Origin of the sequence: Vibrio sp. 99K-1, from assembly GCF_013114585.1 — a bacterium.
Lineage (GTDB): Bacteria > Pseudomonadota > Gammaproteobacteria > Enterobacterales > Vibrionaceae > Vibrio > Vibrio chagasii_B.
Genome location: NZ_VTXF01000003.1, coordinates 49,111 through 62,272, shown reverse-complemented (window position 1 = coordinate 62,272; position 13,162 = coordinate 49,111). Strand labels below are relative to the sequence as shown.

Sequence of the window (13,162 nt, the reverse complement as noted above, 5' to 3'; positions counted from 1 at the left end):
AACTCTAGGATCAAAAAAGCCGACCTATAAGGTCGGCTTTTATTAATTAGCTTTAGGCTGAATTAAATAGCGTCTCGCTTACTTAGCGAATTCAACACCAATCTCGATATCGCCATTTAGCGTTTCAAGCATACTGTCTAAAGCATTACGTTCGAACTCGCTCAATTCACCGTAGCTAAGGATAGCTTCTGCGCCCTCTTTACCTAGCTTAACTGGTTGAGCAAAGAATGGTGCGTGCTCGCCTTCACCTTCAACGTATGCACACTCGATGACGTTCTCTTCACCTTGTAGAGCTTTCACTAGAGCAAGACCGAAACGACAAGCTGCTTGGCCCATAGATAGTGTTGCACTACCGCCGCCCGCTTTAGCTTCTACAACTTCAGTACCTGCATTTTGGATACGAGTCGTTAATGCTGCGATTTCTTCGTCAGTGAACTCTACGCCTTCAACTTGAGAAAGAAGAGGAAGAATAGTCACACCAGAGTGACCACCGATAACAGGAACGCGAATGTCGCCTGGATCTTTGTCTTTTAGCTCAGCAACAAAAGTTTCAGAACGAATTACATCCAGAGTAGTAACACCGAATAGACGACGCTTGTCGTAAACGCCCGCTTTCTTAAGAACTTCAGCAGCGATTGGCACAGTCGTGTTTACAGGGTTAGTAATGATACCAACACAAGCTTTTGGGCATACAACCGCAATTTTCTCTGCAAGAGACTTAACAATGCCAGCGTTCACATTGAAAAGATCCGCACGATCCATACCAGGCTTACGAGCAACGCCCGCAGAGATAAGTACAACATCCGCACCTTCTAGTGCAGGTGTTGGATCTTCACCCGCGTAACCTTTGATCGAAACAGGTGTTGGGATGTGGCTAAGATCGGCAGCAACACCCGGAGTTACCGGTGCGATGTCGTAAAGTGCAAGATCTGAACCAGCAGGTAGGCGATTCTTAAGTAGTAGGGCTAGGGCTTGACCGATGCCACCAGCGGCACCAATAACAGCTACTTTCATTGTTATTCTCCTTGAGAGCTTTCTCTTATAAATTCTTGGTAGGGTAATTCTTGAGCAAAATAAAGTTAAAAAACTATATTAATCACAAAGTGATTACAATCAATTAACGCCAGCTTTGCGACTTCGCGCAAGTCAGTAAAACCGTGCTACACAGCAAGCTGGCATTATGGCGATAATCGACTGAAATAACAAAATAAGTCGTCGCAAATAACACATTATTCTATTAAATATTTACAGTGATATGACTAACAAATTACCGGGTTGTTTTGGCTAAAATTGAATATGTATGCGAGAATATGCAAACATCTTTGTTAATGAATAAGAATGACATATGCGCAATACAGAAAAACAAGACAACTTGGTTCGTGCTTTTAAAGCGCTGCTAAAAGAAGAACGTTTTGGTTCACAAGGCGAAATTGTTGATGCCCTTAAGCATGAAGGCTTTGAAAGCATCAACCAGTCTAAAGTCTCGCGTATGTTAACCAAGTTTGGCGCGGTTCGAACTCGTAACGCTAAAATGGAGATGGTTTACTGTCTTCCTGCTGAACTGGGTGTTCCTACAGTTTCAAGTTCTTTGAGAGAACTTGTCTTAGATATTGACCACAACAATGCATTAGTTGTGATACACACAGGCCCTGGCGCTGCTCAACTGATTGCTCGCTTGCTAGACTCACTAGGTAAGTCAGAAGGCATACTGGGCGTAGTCGCAGGTGATGACACTATCTTTATCACCCCAACCCTTTCAGTGACGACTAAACAGCTATTTGACTCAGTCTGTGAACTGTTTGAATACGCTGGATAATTGCTCATAGTTTCATAATTATCAGCCATATAAATGGATCGCGAACATCTATTGACTTCGTGATCCAAATCACATCCTAGAATATCTCCCCTCCTCTCTACCCAGCAACACTAAACCGTTGATTTTAAAAAAGTCAGTAGCAAATTAAACACAAGATCTAGGCATCATTTGTTAGATTTTTTAGCTATATCTTTTAACATTCGAGTAATTTTCTGCCAATTTTTGATATTATTCAGACACTTTTTCATCACATGGATTGAAAAAGGTGCCGTTTCCAAATAGGAAACTCCAGAAACAACTACACTTGTTTTTGGGTTAATAATGAATAAAGGAAGGGAAATTCATGGCATTTACCAAACTTATCAAAGTTGGTGCTATTGCAGCTGCTGTAATGGGCGCTGGCGCTGTTAACGCTCAAGAGTTCATCACAATTGGTACTGGTTCAGTAACAGGTGTTTACTACCCAACTGGTGGTGCGATTTGTAAGCTAGTGAACAAGGGCCGCAAAGACCACAACATTCGTTGTTCTGTAGAGTCTACTGGTGGTTCAATCTACAACGTTAACACCATCCGTGCTGGTGAACTAGATTTCGGTGTTGTTCAGTCTGACTGGCAGTACCATGGCTACAACGGTACAAGTAAGTTCAAAGATCAGGGCGAGTACAAAAAACTACGCGCTATGTTCTCTCTACACACAGAACCGTTCAACATCATCGCTCGTACCGATGCTGGTATTAACAATGTTGCAGACCTAGCTGGTAAGCGTGTAAACATTGGTAACCCGGGCTCTGGTGACCGTGCAACTATGGGTGTTGTAATGGACGCGATGGGTTGGACTAACGACAGCTTCAAGCTTGCTTCTGAACTTAAAGGTTCTGAGCGTTCACAAGCGCTTTGTGACAACAAGATTGACGCATTCATCTACATGGTTGGTCACCCGAACGGATCAATCAAAGAAGCAACAACATCTTGTGACGCAAAACTGGTTTCAGCAACAGGTCCACAGATCGACAAGATCGTAGCTGAAAACCCATACTACGCATACAGCACAGTTCCTGCAGGTATGTATCGTGGTACAGACGCTGACGTAAACAGCTTCGGTGTTGCAGCAACTATGGTAACCACTTCAGACGTTTCTGATGAAGTTGCATACAACGTTGCTAAGGCAGTATTTGAAAACTTTGACACTTTCAAACGCCTACACCCAGCATTTGCTAACCTGAAAAAAGAAGACATGGTTAAAGCAGGTATCTCTATCCCTCTTCACCCAGGTGCAGAAAAATACTACAAAGAAGTGGGCCTTCTAAAGTAATTCTACTTTAAGCCTACTACACCAATAAGGAGGCTGGTCCTCCTTATTGGCTTTTCACGTTTTATAAAAATAACTTAAGTGAAAAGAGCAAACCTTTAAGTTTCTCCAATTTGGCGAACTTACCTTCGTATCAAGCCTAAGACAAAGACGAACAAAAAACGCATTTCCCTATCCATTCACTACACTAGATAGGAAAGAAATAACGTCTCGTTGTTCGTAAGAAAGGCAGACCATCAATAATAAGGATAAAGTACATGACGCAGACAACATCACCGTCTCCAGATGTGCAAGAAATGGTGGCACAATCAGACACTGGTGCGCGTAGCCCTCGCGGTATCCAAGGCCGTATTTTATGGTTTGTGCCTCTATGTTGGTCACTGTTCCAACTTTGGTATGCATCTCCGCTGCCGTTCATTTTTAACTTCGGAATTTTAAACGATACTGAAGCTCGAGCAATTCACCTTACCTTTGCTATTTTCCTAGCATTTACCGCTTATCCAGCTATGAAGAACTCGCCGCGGGACCATATCCCGGCAGTCGACTGGGTATTAGCGCTTGTTGGTAGTTTTTCAGCTTCTTATATTTACATTTTCTACACCGAACTTGCTGGCCGTTCTGGTGCTCCAACAACATTCGATATTGTTGCAGCCGTCTTCGGTATGATTCTACTGCTTGAGGCAACACGACGCGCTTTAGGTCCACCTCTTATGGTTGTGGCAGCAGTATTCCTACTTTACACCTTTGGTGGACCACACATGCCAGACGTTATCGCCCACAAAGGTGCGAGCCTGAACAAGGCAATGTCTCACTTGTGGCTAACAACAGAAGGTGTGTTCGGTGTTGCACTGGGCGTTTCAACGTCATTCGTATTCTTGTTTGTACTGTTTGGTGCAATGCTTGAACGTGCGGGCGCAGGTGCTTACTTCATCAAGGTCGCATTCTCACTGCTTGGTCACATGAAAGGCGGCCCTGCAAAAGCAGCCGTTGTGGCTTCTGGCTTATCTGGCCTGGTTTCTGGCTCTTCGATTGCTAACGTAGTAACCACTGGTACCTTCACCATTCCACTGATGAAGCGTGTTGGTTTCCCTGGTACAAAAGCAGGCGCGGTAGAAGTTGCGGCTTCAACCAATGGTCAGCTTACACCGCCTATCATGGGTGCTGCGGCATTCCTGATGGTGGAATATGTGGGTATCTCATATGTAGAAGTAATCAAAGCAGCCCTATTGCCAGCTCTGATCTCTTACGTCGCTCTGATTTACATTGTTCACCTAGAAGCATGTAAAGCAGGCATGACTGGCCTACCTCGTCGTCACACACCAACTATTGTACAAAGCCTACTCTCTTTCACTGGGACCATTTTAGGTCTATGCGTTATCAGTGCCGCGGTTTACTACGGTGTCGGTTGGACGAAAGATGTATTTGGCGAAGCAGCAACACCAATCGTTACTGTGGCGCTATTAATCGCTTATGTTGCTCTGGTTCGCGTATCAGCAAAATACGCAGCTGAAGGCGGCATGGAGATCGATGCGGATCTAAAGGAAGTTCCAGATCCAGGCCCAACGATTAAATCAGGTTTACACTTCCTACTGCCTATCGTAGTGCTAGTTTGGTGTCTGACGGTTGAACGTTTCTCACCTGGTTTATCTGCCTTCTGGGCAACAGTGTTCATGATCTTCATCTTGATCACCCAGCGTCCTTTGATGACTCTGATGAACAAATCAGACGATCTTGCAGAGCAAACCAAAGCTGGTTTCGTTGACCTAGCAGAGAGCTTAGTTTCAGGCGCGCGTAACATGATCGGTATCGGTGTGGCGACAGCAGCTGCTGGTACTGTTGTAGGTGTGGTGACGCTAACGGGTATCGGTCTTGTAATGACTGACTTCGTTGAGTTTATCTCAGGCGGTAGCATCATCCTTATGCTGCTCTTCACTGCGGTAATCAGCTTGATCCTGGGCATGGGCTTGCCAACCACAGCAAACTACATCGTTGTATCAACGCTGATGGCTCCGGTAATCGTTACTCTGGGCGCAGCGCACGGTTTGATCATTCCACTGATTGCGGTGCACTTATTCGTGTTCTATTTCGGTATTCTTGCGGATGATACACCTCCAGTAGGTCTCGCGGCGTTTGCAGCAGCGGCAATTGCGAAATCAGATCCGATTCGTACTGGTATCCAAGGCTTCACCTACGATATCCGTACCGCAATTCTACCTTTCATGTTCATCTTCAATACTCAACTACTACTGATGGGCATTGATTCTTGGTGGCACTTAGCACTGACTATCTTCTCATCTGTGACTGCGGTACTTATCTTCGCAGCTGCAACACAAGGTTGGTGGTTCACTAAGAACAAGTGGTGGGAAACGGTGCTGCTTATTGCATTAACCTTCACTTTCTTCCGCCCTGGCTTCTGGTGGGACATGATTTACCCAGAGAAAGTTCTTTCGCCTGGAGTTGAGATTGCTCAAATCACAGAAAACCTAGATGTGGGACAATCACTTGAACTTAGAGTGGGTGGCGAAAACTTAGAAGGTGACTATTCTGAAAAGACAGTTCGCCTACCGTTTGAAGATTCTGCGACCTCAAGTGAAGATCGTATTGCCTCTATGGGTCTAATGCTGACTGAATCAGAAGGCAAGATGATTGTTGATATGGTTGAGTTCGGTAGCCCAGCAGAAGCGGCTGGTATTGATTTCGATTGGGAAATTAAATCCGTTATCCAAGATGCAGATCGACCAATGAAAGAGTGGGTATTCTTACCAGCTCTGATCATTTTGATTGGTTTAGCGATGAACCAAAGAAGACGTGCTCGTAAGGATGAGATTAGCGCGTAATGGATAAGGCTGAGTAGTGCTTAGCGCTATTTGGCTTTATTACATGGAAAGGATAATTACAGTGCTAAGTGAAAGCTTAGCGCTGATTAAAAAGAGACGAATACATGTATAAACAAATCCTTGTTCCTGTTGATCTTAATGACAAAGGCTTTTCTGATAAGGCAGTCGAACTGGCGGTATGGCACGCAAAACACAGCAATGCTGAAATCCACATTCTGAACGTACTACCAGGCATTCACATGTCGATGGTGGCGTCTTACTTCCCGAAAGATGCAGCGAACCAAATGAAGCTGGATGTTAAAAATCAGCTGAAAGAGTTCGCCGACAAACACATCGACGATGAAGTGGTTTACAAAGTTCATGTTGCTGAGGGAAAAACCTACGCGACGATTCTTGATTACGCAGAAAAGCTTGGCGCCGACCTTATCGTGATGCCTAGCCATAAGCGTTCGAAAATCGACAAAGTGGTACTTGGCTCGGTTGCAAGCAAAGTAGTACAGAACTCACCAATCAATGTATTGGTGGTTAAACCGCAAGGTTAAGTCATTTAATCGACACACAATCTAAAAAGGTTGGCCTACAAGCCAACCTTTTTTGTTTTCATTCATGCTACATAGCTTTAGAGTCAATTCACTATGTTTTGCGGGCGACCCGCAATAAAGCCATCAATGTTATCCATTAAGATATCAGACAGTTTTTGAATCGAGCTGTCGCTGCCCCACGCCACATGTGGAGTGAGTAATAAGTTCGGTAAGTGGCTATTAGCCAATAGTGGATTTGAGTTGTCGGCTGGCTCTTGTGTAAACACATCCATACCTGCGCCTGCAATCTCATGTTTTTTCAAAGCCTCAACTAGGGCTTGTTCATCTACTAGACCTCCGCGCCCGGCATTAATTAATACCGCGCTCGATTTCATCATTGCGAGCTCTCGCTCTGAAATCAGATTTTGGGTCGCATCAGTCAATGGGCAATGTAGACTGATCGCATCCGCTTGCTTCAATACCGTATCAAAAGGCAGATACCCTTCTCGACAAGACTCTGCTCCTTTTCGCTCGGCAAACATCACCTTTATACCAATCGCTTTGGCTAACATTGCGGTGGCTTGACCTAAGCTGCCACTGCCCATTAAACCCAATGTACTGCCAGCCACATCTTGAATCGGATGAGTAAAGAAGCAGAACTGCTTGTCCTTTTGCCACTCACCCCCCTCAATGTCTTTGTGATAACCAACAAGGTTTCGTTTAAGAGCGAATAGCATTGCGATGACATGCTCAGGAACCGATTGAGTCGCGTAGCCTTGTACGTTTGCCACTGCAATGTTTTTAGATTTGCAGTATTCCACATCGACATTGTTGACTCCGGTCGCCGAAACCGCGATCAACTTGAGTTTTTTAGTACCAGCTAGGTTCGACTCATTGAGCACCACCTTGTTAGTGATCACCACATCAGCTTCTTCAACTCGCTCAGACACTTGCTCAGGAGTGGTGAAGTCATACTCCACCCACTCATGTTCAAAGCTCAGAGGTTTTAAATGAATTTGAGATGGGATGGTTGCTCTGTCGAGAAACACAACTTTCAACGTTGGCATTCTTCTTCCTTGGTTAAACCTATGAATCCATCCATTCTAAGCTTTTAGCTTACTGTAGTCTGGAAGCTCAGGCGCAATTTCAAAGTGCCGTTCGATTTGGGGAAATGCTTGAGGATAAAAGTCACAGGGAACAAAAGCTTTGAACAACTGATTATTCGCTGGATGATAAAAGCTCAACTCACACGCATGCAAAGCCAACCTATCACTGTATTCAAACGCTTCTGGTGTCGCGTAAAACTCGTCGCCCACAATTGGATTACCTATTTCCATACAATGCACACGCAACTGATGAGATCGTCCCGTGATTGGCAGTAGCTTCAACAAGGTGGTTTGAGTATCTGTTTGCTCTACCACATAACGTGTCTGTGAAGGTTTGCCATTATCCAAACACACTTTCTGCCGAGGGCGGTTCAGCCAATCACAGATGAGTGGCAGATCGATCAATCCTGCTTTTTGTTCAACCGCTCCCCATACGCGTGCGTAATACAGTTTGTGTGTCAGGCGATATTGGAACTGCTTCTTCAAGTGACGTTCTGCCTGCTTGTGCTTAGCCAGCAACATCAAGCCTGAGGTCGACATATCCAAACGGTGCACCACTTGAATATCAGCAAACTCCTCTACCAAGCGACTCCACATGCTGTCGTAATGCTCTGGCAATCTGCCCGGTACTGAAAGTAGGCCCGCAGGCTTATTCACCACCAGAATGTCGTCATCTTGATAAACAATATCAATCCAAGGTTCGCGTGGTGGTGTGTACTGTTCTAGCGCCATTGAAGCCTCTTATTTACTAGTGAACAAATAATTCACAGTTAATTCGTTTATTAATAAATACAATTTTTGATGTTTTCGTACATAAAAGTTGACGTATTTACAAAACATGGTATTGATAGGGTAACGGAAAATAACAAGCCAACATCAAAGGAACAATGATGGACAGTACGGTTAAAACAACCACAACAAAAACCTCAGCTCCCCTATCCAGTTTAATTAAATCTCTTGGCCCGGGTATTATGATGGCTGCAGCGGCAGTCGGCGGTTCACACTTAGTTGCCTCAACCAAAGCCGGAGCCATCTATGGTTGGCAGCTCGCTGCATTGATCATCTTAGTAAACCTATTCAAGTACCCATTCTTTCGTGCCGGCATCCAATATACGCTTGGTACAGGACAAAGCTTGGTTGAGGGTTACTCAAACCTCGGTCGCCCTTACCTAGTGATCTTTTCGATACTAAGCGCTATTTCAGCCGTCGTAAACACAGCCGCACTACTGCTGTTTAGTGCGAGTTTGCTTAGCTACTTCATTCCTTTTGAGCTAGCAACCAGCACGCTTTGTATGATCGTACTCGCGACCTGCTTAATCATCTTATTTGCAGGACACTATCGTGCTCTGGACACTCTTTCCAAAGCGATCATGGCGATCCTTACGATTACCACTCTAGCCGCTGTCGCCATTGCTATCGGTTCACCTGTCGAACCGGATGCTGCTTTTGTTCCTCCATCACCTTGGTCATTAGCAGCTATTGGCTTTATCGTGGTGACCATGGGTTGGATGCCGGCGCCTATCGAGATTTCAAGCATCACCTCTATGTGGCTAAAAAGCCAAAAAGAGAAACAAGAAGTCACTGCTCAATCTGCCTTATTCGATTTCAACGTCGGCTACATTGGTACGGCACTGCTTGCTTTAGTATTCGTCGCTTTAGGTGCGCTGGTACTTCACGGTTCAGGCGTGGAACTGTCTCGCTCTGGTGTAGGCTTTACTCACCAGTTAGTTGGTATTTACGCCTCAACGATTGGCGAATGGTCACGACCACTCATCGCCATTATCGCTTTCTTCTGTATCTTTGGTAGCACGATTACGGTTATCGACGGCTACTCTCGTGTACTCGCGGAATCACAACGTCTGTTATTCAACAAAGAGTCGAGCCCGAGCATGCTACAAGGCTGGATTATCATTGTCTCTATCGCCGCACTCGCGATTGTGATGTTCTTCAGCGCTGCGTTAATGCCAATGCTGGATTTCGCAATGGTACTTGCTTTCGCAACGACGCCATTCTTCGCGCTGCTTAACTTCATCTTGGTGAACAAAGCTAAGCTTCCAGAAGCGCTAGCCATTGGTAGCAAACTAAAATGGCTGTCTGTCGCTGGCCTAATTTACTTATTTGGTTTCTTAGCCGTATTTGTTTGGTGGAAATGGTTAATGTAATCCACCAACCACTGGCGTTTACAAACTCGAGATAAAAATAAGGCCTTCATAATGAAGGCCTTATTTATTGTTCACTAACTAGCTGATATTAGTTATGAGAAACCACAATCAGGCGTAGCGAATCTAATTGAACCTGAGCTTTGCTGATGTAACCGGTTAGTTCATTGATTTGAGCTTCGATTACCTCTAGCTCTTCATCACGAATGTTAGGGTTCACGGCTTTAAGCGCTTGTAGACGCTCTAATTCACCGTTTAGGTTAGTCTGCATGTCTCGTTGAGCTTGTTGACGCACTTCTTCCACTTTAGGAAGTACGTGCGTCTCACCCGCTTCGATTAGCTTATGAATCTCACCTTGTACCGAGTTAACTAACTTACTTGCTAGATGACGGTTCACCGGACTCAACTGGCGGTTAAAGCTATCAAATTCAACCTGAGAAGATAGGTCGTTACCACGGCCATCCATCATCAAGCGAATCGGAGTCTTAGGTAAGAACTGGCTAATACCACTGCGTTTTGGAGCTTGTGCATCCACCAGGTAAACCAATTCAAGCAGGATAGTGCCTACCGGTAGCGCTTTGTTCTTAAGTAGTGATACAGCAGAAGTACCCACCCCTTCGCTAAGTAGTAAATCAATACCACCCTGAATCATTGGGTGTTCCCAGCTAATAAAGTTCATGTCTTCACGAGAAAGTGCGGTATCACGGTCAAATGTGATAGTTGCACCTTCATAAGGTAGGCCTGGGTAGCTTGGTACCATCATGTGCTCAGATGGCGTAACGACTAGCGCATTTTCACCTTTGTCGTCTTGGTTCAAACCAATGGTGTCGAACAAGCTCAACGCAAAAGTAACTAGGTTAGTGTCACCATCGGTCGATGCGATCTTCTCTGCTATTTCATGTGCTTTGTCGCCGCCGTTTGAGTGCATCTCTAGTAGGCGATCGCGACCTTTTTCTAGATCCGCTTTTAGGCTTTGGTTTAGCTTAGCTGACTCTTCGATCACTTCATCAAGCTGTTCTGTGTTGCCAGAAGCCAGCATTTCGATAAGTACATCTGAGTACTTGTCGTAAACCGTGCGACCAGTAGGGCAAGTTTCCGCAAATGCATTCAGACCTTCATCAAACCAACGCGCTAGGATCGCCTGTGATGTGCCTTTCAGATAAGGAACATGAATATCGATATCACGCTGTTGACCGATACGATCCAGACGACCGATACGCTGCTCGAGCAAGTCAGGGTTGAATGGAAGGTCAAACATCACTAGTTGGTTAGCAAACTGGAAGTTACGGCCTTCAGAGCCGATTTCACTACAGATAAGCACCTGAGCACCGCCCTCTTCTTGAGCAAAATAAGCCGCCGCTTTGTCACGCTCTAGAATCGACATGCCTTCGTGGAATACAGTTGCACGTACACCTTCACGCTCGCGCAGTGCCTGCTCTAGTTGCAGAGCCGTACTTGCACGCGATGCGATCACCAGGATCTTTTCGCTACGCTTGTCTTGGATCTTTTCAATCAGCCAGTTAACACGCGAGTCGAACTGCCACCAGCTTGAGTCTTCACCTTCAAACTCTTGGAAGATCTCTTCTGGATAAAGCATCTTCATCGCACGAGCTTCTGGTGCCATCTTGCCACCGATCATGCCTGATACACGCATCGACGTGGTGTACTGCGTTGGAATGTCCATCGGCAGTAGGTTTACGTTACGCTTAGGGAAGCCTTTGATAGCGGCACGTGTGTTTCTGAATAAAACACGACCTGTACCATGGCGATCCATAAGGTTGTCAATCAGTTCTTGGCGAGCTAATGCTTGCTCCTCTTCGCTGCTATCGCCTTCGATAACGCGGAATAGAGGCTCAACATCTTGCTCAGAAAGCAGCTCAGTAATCTGATTCTTAGCGCTGTCTTCAAGCTTCACGCCTGAGAATAGTGCGGTGACAGCATCAGCAACCGGCGCGTATTGGTCTTCTTCTTCAACGAAGGCTTCGTAATCGTAGAAGCGGTCAGGGTCCAATAGGCGTAGACGTGCAAAGTGGCTCTCACGACCCAGTTGCTCTGGAGTCGCTGTCAGCAAAAGTACACCAGGAGTATTTTCAGCTAAGCCTTCTACCACTTGGTATTCACGGCTTGGCTTGTCTTGGCTCCACTCAAGGTGGTGCGCTTCATCGACAACCAAAAGATCCCACTCGCCTTCAAGTGCTTGCTCGTAGCGCTTGCGGCTCTTACGTAGGAAATCTAACGAACAAAGAACGTATTGCTGCGTATCAAATGGGTTGTCTGACTCTGCAAAGGCTTCAATACAACGCTCTTCATCAAAGATAGAAAAATGAAGATTGAAACGGCGCATCATCTCGACTAACCATTGGTGTTGTAGAGTTTCAGGAACCACAATCAGGATACGCTCCGCACGACCAGGCAACACTTGTTGGTGGATGATCATACCCGCTTCGATGGTTTTACCTAGGCCAACTTCATCAGCGAGTAAAACACGTGGCGCATGACGGCGACCCACTTCATGAGCGATGTATAACTGGTGAGGAATTAGGCCAGCACGCATACCACACAAACCACGCATTGGGCTCTTGTGTTGTTGATATTGGTTACTTAGCGCGCGGTAACGCAGCACAAAGTTATCCATACGATCGATTTGACCTGCGTACAGTTTGTCTTGTGGCTTGTTAAATCGGATCTGATTGCTTAAGAAGATTTCACGCAGAGCCACTTCTGATTCTTGGGTATCTTCGCGTGTACCTAGATAGGTTAGTAGCCCTTTATCTTCGATAACTTCTTCAACAGATAGAGACCAGCCTTCTTGGCATTCGATGACATCGCCTATATTAAACGTTACTCGGGTTACGGGAGCATCCGTACGTGCATACACACGGTTTTCTTCTGATGCTGCAAACATTAGTGTCACTGTGCGAGCATCCATTGCTACAACGGTACCTAAACCTAAATCGCTCTCCGTATCGCTTATCCAGCGTTGCCCCAAAGCAAATGTCATGAATCGACTACCTCAATCTTATAGTTGGAATTTGGTCTTTTTAGCTGATATTTCAAACAAGAACATTCCTGCTCTTGAACTAAAAATATAGCCAAAACTGCCTAGTTTGCAGCCACTTTTTAAGTGCGCTCTAGATAATAAATATCTCGAGAAAATGGTGCAGAAAAAGGTCGCTAATCTTACTCGATGCTGTGATTTAGGTCACGTCTAAAGGAGATGATTTCATGCTTTTTTTCTGTTTTCGCCAATGCAATCAAACTGTCAAAAAGTCATGGCTAATCTATTGGTAGCAGATTGCTGCTGTTAATGAATGCGCCATATTCACTCATCACAATATGACGATATTCCTCTCGATGAAGTTTAGGTGAGTAGTTGACTATCACCAGAATGAGATACTAATCTTTAAGTGAGCT

The 13,162-nt window shown here is 45.3% G+C and carries 9 protein-coding genes; 5 read left to right on the top strand and 4 right to left on the bottom strand.

The genetic code is table 11. From position 1 onward, the window contains the following. Positions 1–78 precede the first annotated feature (78 nt). A complete protein-coding gene (mdh, locus tag F0228_RS03310; protein WP_171730888.1) occupies positions 79–1,014 on the bottom strand; it encodes a malate dehydrogenase in 936 nt (311 codons plus the stop codon). 331 nt (positions 1,015–1,345) lie between these two features. Between mdh and argR the strand changes: the two genes are divergently transcribed. From argR to F0228_RS03290, 4 genes are all read left to right on the top strand, one after another. Beyond that, the gene (argR, locus tag F0228_RS03305; protein ID WP_004740827.1) at positions 1,346–1,816 is read left to right on the top strand and encodes a transcriptional regulator ArgR; all 471 of its coding nucleotides are present in this window, start codon (positions 1,346–1,348) and stop codon (positions 1,814–1,816) included. Between the two features lie 343 nt (positions 1,817–2,159). After that, complete coding sequence (locus F0228_RS03300) at positions 2,160–3,128, top strand: TAXI family TRAP transporter solute-binding subunit (protein ID WP_008220541.1); 969 nt, start codon at positions 2,160–2,162, stop codon at positions 3,126–3,128. A gap of 254 nt (positions 3,129–3,382) precedes the next feature. Then, positions 3,383–5,962, top strand: a complete 2,580-nt coding sequence (locus F0228_RS03295) for a TRAP transporter permease (protein ID WP_019826930.1) — start codon at positions 3,383–3,385, stop codon at positions 5,960–5,962. Between the two features lie 104 nt (positions 5,963–6,066). Next, positions 6,067–6,504 (top strand): universal stress protein, encoded by a 438-nt coding sequence (locus tag F0228_RS03290; RefSeq protein ID WP_004740830.1) that lies wholly within the window; start codon positions 6,067–6,069, stop codon positions 6,502–6,504. Positions 6,505–6,587: 83 nt separating this feature from the next. On the opposite strand, the gene F0228_RS03285 is transcribed toward F0228_RS03290, so the two are convergent. Together F0228_RS03285 and F0228_RS03280 are read right to left on the bottom strand one after the other, a co-directional pair. Next, a complete protein-coding gene (locus tag F0228_RS03285) occupies positions 6,588–7,550 on the bottom strand; it encodes a D-2-hydroxyacid dehydrogenase (protein WP_171761898.1) in 963 nt (320 codons plus the stop codon). Positions 7,551–7,586: 36 nt separating this feature from the next. Next, a complete protein-coding gene (locus F0228_RS03280; RefSeq protein WP_171761897.1) occupies positions 7,587–8,321 on the bottom strand; it encodes a pseudouridine synthase in 735 nt (244 codons plus the stop codon). A gap of 158 nt (positions 8,322–8,479) precedes the next feature. On the opposite strand from F0228_RS03280, the gene F0228_RS03275 reads away from it, so the two are divergent. Continuing rightward, on the top strand, positions 8,480–9,751 hold the full coding sequence (locus F0228_RS03275; protein WP_171761919.1) for a divalent metal cation transporter: 1,272 nt from the start codon (positions 8,480–8,482) through the stop codon (positions 9,749–9,751). Positions 9,752–9,839: 88 nt separating this feature from the next. Here the strand turns inward: F0228_RS03275 and rapA are convergent, their stop codons facing one another. Continuing rightward, positions 9,840–12,749 (bottom strand): RNA polymerase-associated protein RapA, encoded by a 2,910-nt coding sequence (gene rapA / locus F0228_RS03270; RefSeq protein ID WP_171761896.1) that lies wholly within the window; start codon positions 12,747–12,749, stop codon positions 9,840–9,842. Positions 12,750–13,162 lie beyond the last annotated feature (413 nt).